This is a genomic window from Lysobacter sp. 05T417, from assembly GCF_056396405.1.
Genome location: NZ_JBFTLK010000001.1, coordinates 340,715 through 356,026, shown reverse-complemented (window position 1 = coordinate 356,026; position 15,312 = coordinate 340,715). Strand labels below are relative to the sequence as shown.

Genomic DNA, 15,312 nt, shown 5'->3' with positions numbered 1-15,312 from the left:
TCCGATGCCGGTCCTGGTTGCCGTTGCTGGTCCTGATGCGGGCGGCCGCTGGTGGTCAGGGCGCCGCGTGGAAGGAAATGTATCCCGGCAGGGGTTGGGTGGGAATCGCGCTGCATGGCGATTTGCCACAGCGCATTTGATATGTGCTGTAAGTGACTGATATCTGGTAAGTGATGCCCGGTGTCGCGAATGCGTCGGCAGGCGTCGCCGGGCCCATTCCTCACGCTGTTGTGATTGATGCGCGCCAAGACTCGGTGCTCCGTTTGCCGGAACCGAGGGGGCGAGAAGTCGCCGACGCCGATGGCCCAGGTCACTCTCTTCTTCAGTCTGTTCACGACCCTGCTGGCCATCATCAATCCGCTGGAAGCCATTCCGGTGTTCCTGGGCCTTATGGATGGCAAGGGCGATGAGGAACGGCGCAGGATCGCGCGCAAGGCATGCATCAATGTCCTGCTGCTGTGCCTGTTCTTCCTGTTGTTCGGCAACGTGCTTCTGCGCTTGTTCGGCGTGCCACTGAGCATGGTGCGCGTGGTGGGTGGCGTGATCCTCATGCGGATTGGCTTCGACCTGTTCTCGCCGAGCCAGAACAGCATGCTGTCGGCCGGGAAGGGCAACAGCGGCGATATCTCCTTCATTCCGTTGGCCATGCCCATCATGTTTGGCCCCGGCGTGATTGCCACGGTGATCGGCTTGACCTCGTTGATCCGCAAGTCCGATCAACTGGTGATCTCCTTTGCCGTGGTGGTCGCGGCGATCGCTGCTGCGGTGGTGTGCACCTACGTCTCGCTGCTCTATGCCAAGAAGATCCTGAGCAGGATCGGCGCGCAGGGCGTGGACGCCGCGACCAGGATCGTCGGCTTCTTCGTTTCCGCGATGGGCGGCGGCCTGATATTCCACGGCACAGTGGAATTCCTGCAGTCCTATGGCGTGCTGCTGGGCGGGCCGGCGGCGAACTGACTGGCTGCGCCGCCAACGCCGTGCGCTGCACCGGCCCGATGCACGTCCTCTGGCCTGCCAGGCCGCCATCGGACGTACGGGACTGATAGCGCTCTCAGTCAGATGGGGATCCGGGCGCGCGCGGGGGGATCGTTGCGAATGAAACCATCACACAGCACGGGCGGAAGGGTGTCCGTGACACTCAATTTGGCGATTCATTAGCCAAACTTTGCTGCAGTGCACGGTGACATGTATGGAAACTTAATGTTTAGTCTGCGGCCAGATGATAGCGCTATCACTCTTGCCCGCCCCAAGCGGGTCCCGGAGGTCCACCGAGCCACCACCGACGCACGCGTACCTGAAATCGAAATGAAGTGTCACGCCAAAGCAATATCTGCACGGGCGGTCGCTTGAACGCTCGTTCTGGAACTAGCAGGCAGGTGCCTGCAGGGGCCCTTAGACAGGGCGACATCCATTGATCGAAGTTGAGGGGGAAGACCATATGAGTCGGTTTCGGTGCCACGTTCTGTGGGCGTCCTTGGGCGGTTCCCCTTCAGTTGGGAGGACCTTGCAATGAGCCATCTGTCCAGGCAGTTCAAGAAGCGCTTCAAGTCCACCGCGATGTTCACCTTCGTCGGTGGCGTGCTCGTCATCAACCCGGCGTACGCGCAGGACGCCAGCACCGTGGCCGCGCAGGCCACGACTGCACAGACAACCAGCGCGCAGGCGACGACTGCACAGGCAACGGCGGCGCAGGCCACAACCGCGCAGGCCGGGCAGACCAGCTCCGACCAGGCCACGACCCTCGATACGGTCACGGTCACCGGCATGCGCAACAGTCTCAATCAGTCGATGGAGATCAAGCGCGACGCAGCCGGCGTGGTCGATGCGATCAGCTCCGAGGACATCGGCAAGTTCCCTGATACCAACCTTGCCGAGTCGTTGCAGCGCATCACCGGCATCTCGATCGAACGCCGCGACGGCGAAGGCGCGCAGATCACCGCGCGTGGCTTCGGCCCGCAGTTCAACATGGTCACCCTCAACGGCCGCACCATCCCCGGCGCGGACGCCTTCGGTGCGCCCGGCCAGGTGCCGATCGGCGGCGTCGACGGCGGCACGCGTGCGTTCAACTTCGCCCAGCTTGCGTCCGAAGCGATCACCACGCTGGAGGTCTACAAGACCGGCCAGGCCAGCGTGCCCAGCGGCGGCATCGGTGCGACCATCGATATCCAGACCGATCGTCCGTTCAACCACCAGGGCCTCGTCGGCTCGGCCGGCGTGAAGGCGGTCTACGACGAGTCGGAGCCTTTCGATACCGACTTCACGCCGGAAGTGTCCGGCATCTTCAGCTACACCAACGACGACAAGACCTGGGGTGTCGGGCTTTCGGCGAGCTACCAGAAGCGCCACGGCGGTTCGGTACAGGCGACCGAGAACGCCTGGAACATGCAGCGCTGGACCGGTACGGACCCGGCCCTGCGTCCGGACGCGGTGGTGACCAATGCACCGGCCATCGGCCAGCTGTATGGCATGCCCAACGACCTGCGCTATGCGTTCGCCGACTTCGAGCGTGAGCGCATCAACGGCCAGGCCGTGCTGCAGTTCGCGCCGACCGATGCGCTGACGCTGACCCTGGACTACACCTACTCGACCAATCAGATCAAGGAAGACCGCGGCGAGCAGACCATCTGGCTGCAGCGCGCCAACAGCTTCACCGATCTGACGTTCGATACCGGCCAGTCGGTGGCCACGCCCATCTACATCCGCGACATCGTCGGCACCAAGGACTTCGGTTACGAGCAGCAGCACCAGGAGCAGGAGTACAAGCTCGACTCGCTGGGCTTCAACGCGGCCTGGGACGTCACTGACCGCTTCCGCCTGACCTTCGACGCGCACAACACGACGTCGGAGAGCGTGCCCAACGATCCGGTCACCGGCGGTGGCTCGACGTTCTTCAGCATCGCCGGCACCAACAACTGCACCGTCGGTCCGTACTGCGGCGGCAACTGGGCGCAGGAGCTGAGCTTCAACAATGGCCTGCCGATCGGCGCCCGTACCTGGTACCCGACCTCGGGCGACGCCATCGCCGGCACCAACGGAGCGGTGAACCCGGACTTCCCGCCGGAGCAGATCGGTTCGCAGGTGCTGCGCATCAACTACCAGCGCCAGGAAACCGAGATCAAGCAGGGCCGCATCGACGGCGAGTACGTGTTTGACGACGGTCGCTTCCAGTTCGGCGTCGATTCGTCGCAAACGACGATGACCCGCCACCAGGCCACTGAAGCCTATTCGACCCTGGGCGACTGGGGCGTGGCCAACACCGGTAACGAGCCGGGCCTGGCGGCGCTGATCCGCCCGATCGACATCGTCGGCATGTTCGACGACTTCAGCGCTCCGGGCGCCGCCCACGGCGCCTGGCAGGGAAGCGCCACGGCCGGTGCCTTGTGGGCCGGTGATTTCTACGGTGCGACCACCCGCTACAACCCGCAGCTGGCTGCCGACAACCGGGTGAAGGAAGACACCGACGCGGCGTATGCCCAGTTGGACCTGGACGGTACGCTGGGCGACTTCCCGACCCACACCCGCATCGGTGTGCGCTACGAGAAGACCTACCTGACCTCGACCTCGCAGGTTGCCCTGCCCAGCGCCATCCAGTGGCAGGCCAACAACGACTTCCGCATCCTGCGCGGCGACGACCAGGTGCCCTTCAGCGAGACGCACAGCTACGACTTCGTCCTGCCGAACCTGGACTTCTCGCTCGACTTCACCGACGAGATCAAGGGCCGCGCATCGTTCAGCAAGACCATCGCGCGCGCGCCTTACGGCAATCTCTACGCGGGCCCGACGCCGAACCAGCCGACCGGTTCGATCCTGATCAACCCGTCCACCCGCGCCAATGGCGAAGCGCAGAATCCGGCGCTGGATCCGCTGGAATCGGACAACCTCGATCTTGCCGTTGAGTGGTACTTCGCCGATGCCAGCTTCATCTCGGTGACGTTCTGGAACAAGGACGTGAAGAACTTCATCGGCACCTCGGTGGTGCGTGAGCCGCTGTACGGGCTGACCGATCCGACCTCCGGCCCCGATGCACAGGCGGCACTGGCCTTCCTGACGAGCGCGTCGTGCGCCTCCCAGGTCGGCGCGGCCGGCAACGACGTGTCCCAGGCCTGCTCGGCCAACGACACGGCGCTGTTCGCCGCAGTGGCGATGCTGCGCAACCCGGAAACCGGCGGCCTGGCGGCCTACAACGGCAGCTCGGCGCAGTCGCTGGCGATGGAGAATGCCTACGACCTGGTGGGCGAGGCCGACGATCCGCTGTACGAGTTCGACGTCAACCGCCCCGTCAACCAGAACGACGCCAACCTGCACGGTTGGGAAATGGGTGGGCAGTACTTCTTCGGCGAGTCCGGGTTCGGCGTGTTCGCGAACTACACCCTGGTCGACGGCGACGTCGCCTTCGACAATACGGTGATCGAACGCGACCAGTTCGCGCTGCTTGGACTGAGCGACACGGCCAACGTGATGCTGATGTACGAGAAGTACGGCTGGTCGGTGCGCCTGGCATGGAACTGGCGTGACGAGTACCTGATCGCGGCCAACCAGAACGGCTCCAACCGCAACCCGTACTACGTCGAGGCCTACGAGCAGTGGGATACGAACGTGGGCTACGAGTTCAACGACCACTGGTCCGCCACGTTCGAGGCGATCAACCTGACCGGTCAGGACGTGCGCTGGCACGGCCGTTCCGAGAAGCAGATCATCAAGCTCGTCGACCAGAGCCCGCGCTACATGCTGGGGGTGCGCTACAAGTTCTGAGGACCCTCCCAGGGTTTTGAACCAGGGCAGGGCCGCTGCGCGAGCAGCTGTCCTGCCCTTTTTTTTGCAGTGCACTTTCCTTATTCGCCTGGCAAGCGCATAACATCACGCAAACCCGTCCTTGCAGCGCTCATGGCCCAATACGAACTGCTCAACAACATCAAGCACAAGGACCTTCGGGTCGTCACCCGTTTCGGCCGCGAATACGGCGACGAGATCGGCATGGTGGCGGCCTTCCCGACGGAGTTCGCCGAGCTGCAGCGCGAGTACCCGATCTTCTTCCGCAAGGAGAAGGACGAGTGGCAGGCGGTGGCGCTGCTGGGATTCGAACGCAACGAGAACCTGTTCCTGCACGAAGGCCGCTGGAATGCCGCCTACCTGCCGGGGGTGGTGGCAAAGGGGCCGTTCCTGATCGGCTTCCAGGACCAGCGCATCGACGGCGAAGTGCGCCGCGAACCGGTCATCCACGTCGACATGGCGCACCCGCGCATCAGCTTCGGCGAGGGCGAACCGGTGTTCCTGTCGCACGGCGGGCACAGTGCGTACCTGGAGCATGTGTCCACGGTCCTGCGCGGCATTCGCGACGGCGTCGAGGCCGGGCGCGCGATGTTCGCCGCGTTTGAGGTAGCGGGGCTGATCCAGCCGATGAAGCTGGACATGCAGCTCGACGACCAGCACCGCGTTTCGCTGGCGGGCCTGCACGGCATCGACCAGGAGCGCCTGGCTGCGCTGGACGCGGCGACCCTGCACGAGCTGCATCGCGCCGGTTACCTGGAGGGTGCCTTCCTGGTGCAGTCCTCGTTGCACAACCTGCGCCGGCTGATGGCGGAGAAGCAACGCCGCCTGCGCGTGGTCGCGGAGGCCTGAGTGGTCGACGTGGCCGCCACGATCCGGGCCATCGACTGCAGCGACGGATCGTTGCCGATCGAGAAGCTGCTCGCCTCGGGACAGCCGGCCGTACTGCGCGGCCTGGTCCGCAACTGGGTACTGGTGCAGGCGGCATCGCGCTCGCCCGTCGAGGCCATGGATTACCTGCGCCGTTTCTACAACGGCCAGCCGGTGACTTACTCCTGGGGCGGGCCGGAGGTGGCCGGACGGCCGTTCTACAACGCCGATTTCACCGACTTGAACTGCGAAGTGCGGCGCAGCGACCTGGGCCGCGTGCTCGACGAGATCGCAGTCCATGCCGACGACGCGCAACCGCCGACCTATTACGTCGCCTCGCTACTGGTCGACAGCCGTCTTCCCGGAATGCGCGCGGGCAACGACCTGGACCTGGCGGTGCACGGCATCGACGCGCCGCCGAGCATCTGGATCGGCAACCGCGTCATCGCTTCGTGCCATTACGACGCGCTCAACAACATCGCCTGCTGTGCCGTCGGGCGGCGCCGCTTCACGCTGTTCCCGCCCGGGCAGATCGACAACCTGTACCCGGGGCCGCTGGAGCCCACGCCGGGCGGACAGGCAGTGAGCGTGGTCGATTTCGCCGATCCCGACTTCGAGCGTTACCCGCGATTCCGCGACGCACTGGAAGCAGGGCAGAGCGCGGTGCTCGAGCCGGGCGATGCGATCTTCATCCCGAGCCTGTGGTGGCACCACGTGCAGGGGCTGGAGCCGTTCAATGTGCTGGTGAACTATTGGTGGAACAGCGCCGCGGCGTGGATTCCGACGCCGATGCACGCGCTGTACCACGCTCTGTGGACCATCCGCGACCGGCCCGAGCGCGAGCGACAGGCGTGGCGCGAGATCTTCGACTATTACGTTTTCGGCGCGGCCGATCGCGCCGGAGACCATCTTCCTGAAGCGGCGCGGCAGGTGCTCGGTCCCATCGACGAGACCCTGGCGCGGCAGCTGCGGGCCATGCTGATCGGCAAACTCAATCGTTGAGCCGGCGCCGCCGGCCAGTGCAATGCAGGGGGTCAAGGTGGAAAAGGGCAGGATTCGAAGGGTCGTGATCGCCGGTGGCGGTACCGCGGGCTGGTTGGCGGCCGCCGCGTTGACGCACCAGTTCCGCGAACTGCTGGACGTGGTGCTGATCGAGTCGGAGCAGATCGGAACGGTCGGCGTCGGTGAATCGACGGTGCCGCCGATCCGCAATTTCCATCGTTTCCTGCAGATCGACGAACAGGAGTTCCTGCGCTCGGTGGCGGGCACCTTCAAGCTGTCGATCTCGTTCGAGAACTGGCGCCGCCACGGCGAGCGCTACATCCACCCCTTCGGCGTCACCGGTCAAAGCACGCTGGTCTGCGGCTTCCATCATTTCTGGCTGGACAGCCTGCAACGCGGCATCCAGTCGGAGCTGGGCGACTACTGCCTGGAAACGGTGGCGTCGCGCGTCGACCGGTTCGCATTGCTGCAGTCGCCCCAGGTCAACTATTCCTACCATCTCGACGCCGGGCTCTACGCGCGCTTCCTGCGCGCAAAGGCCGAGTCCCACGGGCTCAAGCGCGTCGAAGGCAAGATCCGCGAAGTCAGGCAGAACGGCGGGTCGGGCTACGTCGAATCGCTGGTGCTGGAGGACGGGCAGGTCATCGAAGGCGACCTGTTCATCGATTGCACCGGCTTCCGCGGCCTGCTGATCGAGCAGACCCTCAAGACCGGCTACGAGGACTGGAACAACTGGCTGCCGTGTGACCGCGCGGTTGCCCTGCAGACCGAATCGGTGGGGCCGCCGGTGCCGTACACGCGCGCCATCGCGCACGAGGCCGGCTGGCGCTGGCACATCGCGCTGCAGCACCGGGTCGGCTGCGGGCTGGTGTACTCCAGCCGCCACATGTCCGACGACGAGGCGCGCGACAAGCTGCTGCGCGAAGCAGCCGCGCCGGTCATCCGCGAGCCGTGGCCGGTGCAGTTCCGCACCGGTCGACGCCTGAAGGCATGGAACAAGAACGTCGTGTCTCTGGGCCTGGCCAGCGGCTTCATCGAACCGCTCGAATCGACCAGCCTGCACCTGTCGATGACCTCGATCGTGCGGCTGATCGAATCGTTTCCGTTCGACGGCATCCCGCAGTCGCTGGTGGACCTGTACAACGCGACCGGCCGCGCAGAGATGGAACACGTGCGCGACTTCATCATCCTTCACTACCACGCCAACCAGCGCGACGAGGCGATGTGGAAGCAGTGCCGCGAGATGGAGATCCCCGATTCGCTGGCCATCCGCCTTCGCGCCTGGCGCGAGCGCGCGCACGCCTGGCAGGTTGCGAACGAGCTGTTCCGGGTGGACTCGTGGACGCACGTGATGCTGGGGCAGGGGATCGTGCCCACGCAGCATCATCCGTTGTCGCTGGGGCTGTCCGACGACGACATGCGCAGCCTGCTGCCGGCGATCCGCAAACCCATCGACGAAGCGTTGGCCAAGATGCCTTCGCAGCAGGCGTTCATCGATCAGTACTGCAAGGCCTCGCCCGAGGTGTGGGCGACCAGGAAGCCAGCGGTCCCGGCGTGACGCCGGGGCCGGGGCCAGGCGGCGACGCGGTCAGAACACGAAGCCGAATCCCACCATGGGCCCGCTCATGGTGATGTCGATCTTGCGTCGCTGGTCCTCGAATTTCGCCGTCAGGTACCGGTAGCCGAGCAGCCATTCGCCGTATTTCACCTCGTACTGGCCGATGATGCTGGCGTTCCAGGTGCCGTCGGTCTGTCCGAACGAGCCGTCTCCGCGCAGCGTCACCCGCCAGCGCTGGGCGAAGGCCCACGTGTAGCGCGCACCGAGCATGAAGTCGGCGTAGGAGTCGTTGGGGTTGAGCTCCAGCGAGCCGAAGCGTGGATCGTGCGGGTCGAACGTCACGGTCAGGTCGATGTCGATGTAGCGCAGGCCGCCAAACACCTCGATGCCCTTGAGACGGTCCTCGCCGGGGCTCCACACTGCCGCTGCTTCGAACAGGTAGGCGTCGAGCTGGGAGTCGGTATTGATCCGCTCATAGTCCTGGTCGCCGCCCAGGCCGAAGTAGGTGAAGTCCGCGAACAGGCCGTACGCGCCGTTCTGCCCTTCGACGTGCGCCTGGAAGACGCCGTCGATATCGTCGATGACATTGGTGAAATCCGAGCCGCCCTCGCTCACGGGGAAGGGCGTGTGCAGGTCCGTGCCGACGCTGGCCGCCCACAGGTAGGGCGCGACCATCCATTTCCATTCGCCGGGGTCTGCGCCGTCCGCGTGGCTGTGGTCCTGCGCATGCGAAGACCATGGAACGATGGCAAGGAAGGTCGCCAGGGCCGCTGCAGGTGGGAGGTGCTTCGACTTCACGTGCTTCAACGTCATGCGCTTCAACTTCACGCTGCTTCTCCTCGCACTGATCGATCGCGAGGAGGTGCGCTCCCCGCGTCTGAGGCGCGTGGGCACGCCAGTTGCCGAAGCCTGCGACCGGCGGCATTCATGGCAGGTGAAGAAGCGGCACGGTCCGGGGCTTCCGAACCGTGCCGCTTCTCCGGGCCGCAGCGGGCGTTCGGGAGCGCCAGTCAGCGGGCGATGGCGTAACGCGGTGCGGGCGTGATCCGCGACAAGCCGGGCGCCATTGCGCGGCGTGCGTCTTCGAACGCGGTCCACTGGGCAACGTCGGGCAGGGCGGGAATCGTCACGTGCTCGCCCAGTTCCAGGCCTGCAAGGGCCGCATCGACCATATCCTCGACCGACATGACGATCTCCTTGGGCAGGTCTTCCACCGGGCGGCCGGCGACGCCCCAGAACTCGGTCGCAGTCGCGCCGGGGAGGACCGCCTGGACACGCACGCCCTTGTCGGCCAGTTCGTGCTGCAGCGACTGCGAAAACGCCAGCACGAATGCCTTGCTGCCGCCGTAGACGCCATTGAGCAGTTCCGGGGCCAGCGCGACGACCGAGGCGATGTTGATGATCGTGCCGCGGCCGCGGGCGACGAACGCCGGTGCAACCGCATACGCCAGTCGCGTGAGCACGCTGACGTTGAGCGTGATCATCTTCTCCATGTCGCCGACATCCGATTGCAGCAGCGGCGCGGTGGCGCCGACGCCGGCGTTGTTGACCAGCACGGTGATGCTGGCGTCGGCTGCGAGCGTTGCTTCCACGCGCGCCAGGTCCTGTTTGTCGGTCAGGTCGGCGCGGATGGTTTCGACCGAGCGGCCGGTGCGGTCGGTCAGCGATTTCGCCAGTTCCTGGAGCTTGTCGGCGCGGCGGGCGACGAGGATCAGGTCGTAGCCGGCGCGGGCGAGGCGGTCGGCGTACACGGCGCCGATGCCGGAGGAGGCGCCGGTGATCAGCGCGGTACCGTTGTGTGCATGGGTGTTCATGGCAGGTCCTGGGGGAGAGTCCGAATCCGGCGACATGCCGGGTCGGAGGCAAATGTAGGCCTGCTTGCCCGTGGCGCAAATGTCGTATATACCTCCTTTTGTGCCATACGTCGGTCTGGGAGTGCGGGCGATGATGAGGGTCGGATTCATACTTCCGTCCGGGTTCCAGATGATGGGAATCGCCGCCACGTCGGTGTTCGAACTGGCCAATGCCCACGTCGGCGAGACGGTCTACGACATCCATTTCCTGTCCGAGCACGGTGGCCAGGTGAAGAGCTCGCTGGGGATGTCTGTCCAGACGCGGGCATTGCCGCGAACGCCATTCGACACGCTGATCGTCAGCGGCCTGCTGGAGCCGTCGCCATCGGGCCGCAAGCTCGTTGGCTACCTGCGCAAGGCATTGCCCGTCACCCGCCGGATCGCCTCGGTCTGCACCGGTGCGTTCATCCTGGGCGAAGCGGGCCTGCTCGACGGACGGCGCGTCACCACGCACTGGTTCCACGCGCGGACGCTTCAGCTGCAGGTGCCGCAGGCGAAGGTGGAGGAGGATCGGATCTTCATCATCGACGGGTCGGTCTGGACGTCAGCCGGCATGAGCGCGGGCATCGACCTGGCGCTTGGCATGGTCGAGAAGGACCTGGGCATGGATGTGTCGCGCGCGGTGGCGCAGAAACTGGTGGTGTACCACCGCCGCGCCGGTGGCCAGACGCAGCATTCGGCATTGCTGGAGATGGACGCAAAGTCGGACCGCATCCAGACAGCGCTCGACTACGCGCGGCAGAACCTGCGCGCGGCGCTGACGGTGGAGGAACTCGCCGAAGCGGCGCACCTGAGTCCGCGCCAGTTCAGCCGGGCCTTCCGCGCCGAGACCGGACAGTCACCGGCCAAGGCCGTCGAGCACCTGCGGCTCGAGGCGGCGCGGGTCATGATCGAACAGAGCAGGCATCCGATCGAAGTGGTCGCGGCCGAAACCGGATTCGCCGATCGCGAGCGGATGCGCCGCGCGTTCCTTCGTGCCTTCGGCCAGCCACCGCAGGTCCTGCGGCGCAACGCCCGCGTGATGACGGGGCCATAGGCGTCGCGGGCGCGGCGGTGCGACATCAGGCCCGAGGCAGCGTCACAGTCGCCACCAGTCCGCCACCATCGCGCGTCTTCAGAACAAGCCTGGCGCCGATCGCGATCGCCAGTTGCTGGGCGATGGCCAGGCCCAGGCCGGCGCCACCGGAATCGCGGTTGCGCGAGCCCTCGACGCGATAGAACGGTTCCAGCACCGAATCGAGCTGATCGGCGGCGATGCCCGGCCCGCGGTCCATCACGCTGATGGCGACGGTGCCGTCGTCATCGAGCGACGCGGCAACTTCGGCGGCGCCGGCGTACTTGACGGCGTTGTCGATCAGGTTCCCGACGACGCGCCGCAATGCGCGGGGCCGCGTATTCACCGGCACGCCGGCGTGCGTGATCAGGCTGACCGAACTGCCGGTGTCCTGGTAGTCCCAGACCATGCTGTCGAGGAATGCATCCAGGTCGACCTTGATCAGCGGCTCGTTACCGCCGTGCGCGCTGCGCGCATAGGCGACGCCATCGCGGACCAGGTGCTGCATTTCGTCCAGGTCGCTGGCCAGCTTGGTGGTGGCCGGGGATTCGTCCATCGACTCCACTCGCAACTTCATCCGCGTGATCGGTGTCTGCAGGTCATGGGAGATCGCGGCAAGGATCTGCAGACGCTCCTTGAGGTGGAGGGCGATGCGGTCCTGCATCGCATTGAACGCCGACACGGCCTTGGCCACTTCCGCCGGTCCGCCCTCGGGCAGGTGCGGGCCGTCGCCGGTGGGGCTCAGCGCGTCGGCCGCGCTGGCCAGTTGCGCCAGCGGCCGGGTGATCAGGCGCACGGCCAGCCAGGCGCATGCCAGCAGCAGCACGAGCTGGGCGGCAAGCACGTACGGCAGCCACTGCGCGATCGGCATCACCGACGGCGTGAGTTCGATGGTGACGGGACTGCCGTCGCTCAGATTGAGGTGGACCTGGAGGCGTTCGGGCCGGGTCGAAGTGGTGTTGCCGCGCACGGGGTAGCGGTCGCCGAGCACGCCGCCGATGAGTTGCGTCAACTGCCGCGACCGTTCGGTCTGCAACTCGCCGCCGGGCTCGCCCGGGCCGAGGATGTAGCGATAGGTCCGGCGCGTGAACTTCGGCACCCATGCCGGCCGCTCCGCGGCGGGCAGGCGGTCGAGCATCGCGATCGATGTCGACACGTCCTTCTCCAGGTTGCCGAGCATCATCGACGTCGCCGAGACATAGCGCTCGTAGAACAGCAGGCCGAACGACAGGCCGTGGGCGATCAGCAGGCCGGTGAACAGGATCAGGTACAACCGCGACGCGATCCTGCGCGGAAGCAGGCGCGACCAGAGCGATGGGGCATCGTTGCTCATGCACCCTCATCCAGCAGCGTGACCGGCAGGCTGAACACATAGCCCTCGCTGCGAACGGTCTTGATGTAGGCCGGTTCGCGCGGGTCATCCTTCAGGCGCTGGCGCAGGCGACTGACCAGCAGATCGATCGAGCGGTCGAACAGCTCCGCCTCGCGGCCCTGGGTCAGGCTCAGCAGCTGGTCGCGGCTGAGCACGCGTTGCGGGTGGTCGAGGAACACGCGCAGCAACCGGAACTCGGCGCCACTGAGCGCGACGGCGGTGCCCTGCTGATCGAGCAGGTGTCGCGCCGTGGTATCGAGCCGCCATTGGCCGAACTCCAGCAGCCGGCTGGCCTCGGTCACCTGCAGGTTGGGCGGCAGCATGCGCGTGCGCCGGATCACGGCGTTGATGCGCGCCAGCAGTTCGCGCGACGAGAACGGCTTGGTGACGTAATCATCGGCCCCCATTTCCAGGCCGATGATGCGGTCGGTAGCGTCGTCGCGCGCGGTCAGCAGGATGATCGGGATGGCTTTGTGCTTGCTGGTGCGCAGGTTCCGGCTGAGTACCAGGCCGTCGTCGCCGGGCATCATCACGTCCAGCACGATCAGGTCGATCGCGTTGGTGTCGAGGATCGCGCGCATCTCGCGCCCGTCCGCGGCCAGCGAGGTACGAAACCCGTTCTTGCGCAGGTACTCGGCCACCATCGAGCGGATGTCGTGGTCGTCGTCGACGACCAGGATGTGATCAATGTGTTCCATGCAACGGGTCCTGGCTTGGATGCGGAATGGGCGGGCTCAGATGCACGCGTTCACTTGCTCTGCAGCAGGCGCTTTACCTTGTCCTCGGTCTCGGCATAGTTGCCCTCACCGAAGTGGTGGTACACCACGTGTCCCTCGCGGTCGATCAGGTACAGCGCCGGCCAGTAGCGGTTGTTATACGCCTCCCAGGTTTCGTAGCCGTTGTCCTGGGCAACCGGGTACTCGATGCCGAAGCGTTTCACGGCGTCCTCGACATTGCCGCGGATCTTCTCGAAGCCGTACTCGGGTGTATGCACGCCGACCACGACCAGGCCCTGGTCCTTGTAGCGCTGGTGCAGTTCCTTCACGTGCGGCAGCACGTGCACGCAGTTGATGCAGGAGTAGGTCCAGAAGTCGACCAGGACCACTTTGCCGCGCAGTTGCGCCATGGTCAGCGGAGCACTGTTGATCCAGTGGTTGATGCCCTGGAATTCAGGCGCCTTGGGGGCGGGGGAAATGCTGGTTCCCGGCACGGGATCGGCGCTGGCGCCGGGCGCGCAGGCAACGGCAAGCACGCTCATGCAAAGGGCGGTGAGGATGGGCTTGAGCAGTTTCATGATGGCGGACCGTGGTCAAAGACCGGTTGCGATGGAGGGGAGCCACTGCGTGGCCCAGGCGGAGAACAGGACGTCGTACTGGAACAGCTGCAGCACGGCGACTGCGATTGCGACCGCGCCGAACACGCGGCGGAACAGTTCGGCGCGTCGATTGAGGAAAGCAAGGCGCGAGGTGATCCAGCGACCGCCGTAGGCGATGGCGAGCATCGGAAGGCCTGCACCCAGGGCGTAGGCCGCCAGCAGCGAGGTCGCCTTGCCAGGCGCCTGCGAGCTGGCCGCGAGCGAGAGCACCGATGCCAGGATCGGCCCCGCACACGGGGTCCAGGCCAGGCCCAACGAGGCGCCGACCAGCAATGCGGCCATGCTCCCGCTGCGCTCCTCGCGGGGAAGCGAAGGTCCGGCATGGGCGGCCCGCCATTGCTGCACGCGCGCCACCAGCCAGTTGAACGGCGCCGGCCACAGGCAGGCCAGGCCGGCCATGAGCAGCAGCCAGATCGAGCTGGTGCGGATCGCCTCCTGCAACTCGCCAGAAGAGGACGACAATGCGCCGATCAGGATCCCGCTGGCGGCGAACGTGGCGACGAACCCGGCGATGATCAACGCAGGCTCGACGCGGCTGCGACCGGTGCTGGTGGCGAGCACGATCGGGAGCACCGGCAGGATGCAGGGCGACAGAATGGTGGCGACGCCCGCCGCACCGGCCAGCGCGAATTCGAATCCGTTCCCGACCATGGCTCAGCCCCCTTCGCGGGGCGAGAGGTCGACCTGCCGGGATGCTGCGACGCCATCGTCTGCAGTGGCCTGGTCGTTGGTGTGCGCCAGCTCCGGGGACAGGCCGGCAGCAGCGAGGAGTGCGAGGGCGAGGACGTTGCGGAACATGACAGGTACCGTGATGGGTGTCGGGACGCCATTTCATCGCCGGGGTGTATCCCGGGGGTGTCGCGCCGCAGCCGATTTGTATGCGAGCCGCGATGGCATCGATGGAGGCAAGGCCGGCCGGTTTCCCGGCCGACTTCACTGCCGGCACGCTGCGGATCCGCAGGGCAGGCGAGGAGGCGCGTCAGACCAGGTTGATCGTGACGCCGATGTTGCCGCGGGTGGCCTTGGAGTACGGGCAGGTCTGATGCGCGGCTTCGACCAGCTCGCGGGCGACGTCGCCATCCAGGCCGGGCAGGCTGACATTGAGGCGGGCCTGCAGGGCGTAGCCGTCGGCGTTCGTGCCCAGGTCCACTTCGGTGTCCACGGCCAGGTCGGCCGGGAGCTTGATCTTGCGGGCCGCGGCGGCGGCGCCGATGGCGCCGATGAAGCAGGCAGACCAGCCGGCGGCAAACAGCTGCTCGGGATTGGTGCCGGCGCCGGACGTGCCGGGCGACGACAGCTTGATGTCGAGACGGCCGTCAGAGCTCTGCGACGCGCCGTTGCGGCCGCCGGTGGTGTGGGTCTTGCCGGTGTACAGCACTTTTTCGATCTGGGTGGTCATGGCGATTCCTGGAGGCTATGGGAGAGGTGCATCGGGTTGTGGCCTGGGGTTGATATGCAACC

General features: G+C 66.1%; 14 protein-coding genes. 6 read left to right on the top strand and 8 right to left on the bottom strand.

Features of this window, described 5'->3' with window-relative positions:
• Positions 1-237 precede the first annotated feature (237 nt).
• The 5 genes from AC1DER_RS01600 (at position 238) to AC1DER_RS01580 (ending at position 8,197) form a co-directional block, all read left to right on the top strand.
• A complete protein-coding gene (locus tag AC1DER_RS01600) occupies positions 238-957 on the top strand; it encodes a MarC family protein (RefSeq protein WP_477243887.1) in 720 nt (239 codons plus the stop codon).
• Between the two features lie 552 nt (positions 958-1,509).
• Positions 1,510-4,752 (top strand): TonB-dependent receptor, encoded by a 3,243-nt coding sequence (locus AC1DER_RS01595; protein ID WP_477243885.1) that lies wholly within the window; start codon positions 1,510-1,512, stop codon positions 4,750-4,752.
• Between the two features lie 132 nt (positions 4,753-4,884).
• Positions 4,885-5,619, top strand: a complete 735-nt coding sequence (locus AC1DER_RS01590; protein ID WP_477243883.1) for a SapC family protein — start codon at positions 4,885-4,887, stop codon at positions 5,617-5,619.
• A complete protein-coding gene (locus AC1DER_RS01585) occupies positions 5,620-6,639 on the top strand; it encodes a cupin-like domain-containing protein (protein WP_477243881.1) in 1,020 nt (339 codons plus the stop codon). It abuts the gene before it with no gap.
• Between the two features lie 22 nt (positions 6,640-6,661).
• Positions 6,662-8,197, top strand: a complete 1,536-nt coding sequence (locus AC1DER_RS01580) for a tryptophan halogenase family protein (RefSeq protein ID WP_477243879.1) — start codon at positions 6,662-6,664, stop codon at positions 8,195-8,197.
• A gap of 30 nt (positions 8,198-8,227) precedes the next feature.
• Here AC1DER_RS01580 and AC1DER_RS01575 read toward each other — a convergent pair whose 3' ends face one another.
• Both AC1DER_RS01575 and AC1DER_RS01570 read right to left on the bottom strand, forming a co-directional pair.
• Positions 8,228-9,025: a hypothetical protein gene (locus tag AC1DER_RS01575; RefSeq protein WP_477243877.1), complete on the bottom strand. Its 798-nt coding sequence runs from the start codon at positions 9,023-9,025 to the stop codon at positions 8,228-8,230.
• Between the two features lie 182 nt (positions 9,026-9,207).
• Complete coding sequence (locus tag AC1DER_RS01570; RefSeq protein ID WP_477243875.1) at positions 9,208-10,011, bottom strand: SDR family NAD(P)-dependent oxidoreductase; 804 nt, start codon at positions 10,009-10,011, stop codon at positions 9,208-9,210.
• A gap of 172 nt (positions 10,012-10,183) precedes the next feature.
• On the opposite strand from AC1DER_RS01570, the gene AC1DER_RS01565 reads away from it, so the two are divergent.
• On the top strand, positions 10,184-11,086 hold the full coding sequence (locus tag AC1DER_RS01565; protein WP_477243873.1) for a GlxA family transcriptional regulator: 903 nt from the start codon (positions 10,184-10,186) through the stop codon (positions 11,084-11,086).
• 25 nt (positions 11,087-11,111) lie between these two features.
• Here AC1DER_RS01565 and AC1DER_RS01560 read toward each other — a convergent pair whose 3' ends face one another.
• The 6 genes from AC1DER_RS01560 to AC1DER_RS01535 all read right to left on the bottom strand — a co-directional run bounded on the left by AC1DER_RS01560 (position 11,112) and on the right by AC1DER_RS01535 (position 15,250).
• Positions 11,112-12,437, bottom strand: a complete 1,326-nt coding sequence (locus AC1DER_RS01560; protein ID WP_477243871.1) for a sensor histidine kinase — start codon at positions 12,435-12,437, stop codon at positions 11,112-11,114.
• Positions 12,434-13,174 (bottom strand): response regulator, encoded by a 741-nt coding sequence (locus AC1DER_RS01555; protein WP_477243869.1) that lies wholly within the window; start codon positions 13,172-13,174, stop codon positions 12,434-12,436. The genes AC1DER_RS01560 and AC1DER_RS01555 overlap by 4 nt, the downstream gene beginning before the upstream one ends.
• A gap of 50 nt (positions 13,175-13,224) precedes the next feature.
• The gene (locus AC1DER_RS01550) at positions 13,225-13,770 is read right to left on the bottom strand and encodes a thioredoxin family protein (RefSeq protein WP_477243867.1); all 546 of its coding nucleotides are present in this window, start codon (positions 13,768-13,770) and stop codon (positions 13,225-13,227) included.
• 15 nt (positions 13,771-13,785) lie between these two features.
• The gene (locus AC1DER_RS01545; protein WP_477243865.1) at positions 13,786-14,502 is read right to left on the bottom strand and encodes a cytochrome c biogenesis CcdA family protein; all 717 of its coding nucleotides are present in this window, start codon (positions 14,500-14,502) and stop codon (positions 13,786-13,788) included.
• 3 nt (positions 14,503-14,505) lie between these two features.
• Entirely contained in the window at positions 14,506-14,649 is a 144-nt protein-coding gene (locus AC1DER_RS01540) for a hypothetical protein (protein WP_477357589.1), read from the bottom strand.
• Between the two features lie 181 nt (positions 14,650-14,830).
• Positions 14,831-15,250 (bottom strand): organic hydroperoxide resistance protein, encoded by a 420-nt coding sequence (locus tag AC1DER_RS01535; protein ID WP_477243863.1) that lies wholly within the window; start codon positions 15,248-15,250, stop codon positions 14,831-14,833.
• Positions 15,251-15,312: the final 62 nt, after the last annotated feature.

Excerpts from the sequence above, each read along its gene's own strand:
- AC1DER_RS01600 (WP_477243887.1), top strand. The coding sequence starts at position 238 with ATGCGCGCCAAGACTCGGTGCTCCGTTTGCCGGAACCGAGGGGGCGAG.
- AC1DER_RS01595 (WP_477243885.1), top strand. The coding sequence starts at position 1,510 with ATGAGCCATCTGTCCAGGCAGTTCAAGAAGCGCTTCAAGTCCACCGCG.
- AC1DER_RS01590 (WP_477243883.1), top strand. The coding sequence starts at position 4,885 with ATGGCCCAATACGAACTGCTCAACAACATCAAGCACAAGGACCTTCGG.
- AC1DER_RS01580 (WP_477243879.1), top strand. The coding sequence starts at position 6,662 with ATGCAGGGGGTCAAGGTGGAAAAGGGCAGGATTCGAAGGGTCGTGATC.
- AC1DER_RS01570 (WP_477243875.1), bottom strand. The coding sequence starts at position 10,011 with ATGAACACCCATGCACACAACGGTACCGCGCTGATCACCGGCGCCTCC.
- AC1DER_RS01565 (WP_477243873.1), top strand. The coding sequence starts at position 10,184 with ATGGGAATCGCCGCCACGTCGGTGTTCGAACTGGCCAATGCCCACGTC.
- AC1DER_RS01560 (WP_477243871.1), bottom strand. The coding sequence starts at position 12,437 with ATGAGCAACGATGCCCCATCGCTCTGGTCGCGCCTGCTTCCGCGCAGG.
- AC1DER_RS01555 (WP_477243869.1), bottom strand. The coding sequence starts at position 13,174 with ATGGAACACATTGATCACATCCTGGTCGTCGACGACGACCACGACATC.
- AC1DER_RS01550 (WP_477243867.1), bottom strand. The coding sequence starts at position 13,770 with ATGAAACTGCTCAAGCCCATCCTCACCGCCCTTTGCATGAGCGTGCTT.
- AC1DER_RS01545 (WP_477243865.1), bottom strand. The coding sequence starts at position 14,502 with ATGGTCGGGAACGGATTCGAATTCGCGCTGGCCGGTGCGGCGGGCGTC.
- AC1DER_RS01540 (WP_477357589.1), bottom strand. The coding sequence starts at position 14,649 with ATGTTCCGCAACGTCCTCGCCCTCGCACTCCTCGCTGCTGCCGGCCTG.
- AC1DER_RS01535 (WP_477243863.1), bottom strand. The coding sequence starts at position 15,250 with ATGACCACCCAGATCGAAAAAGTGCTGTACACCGGCAAGACCCACACC.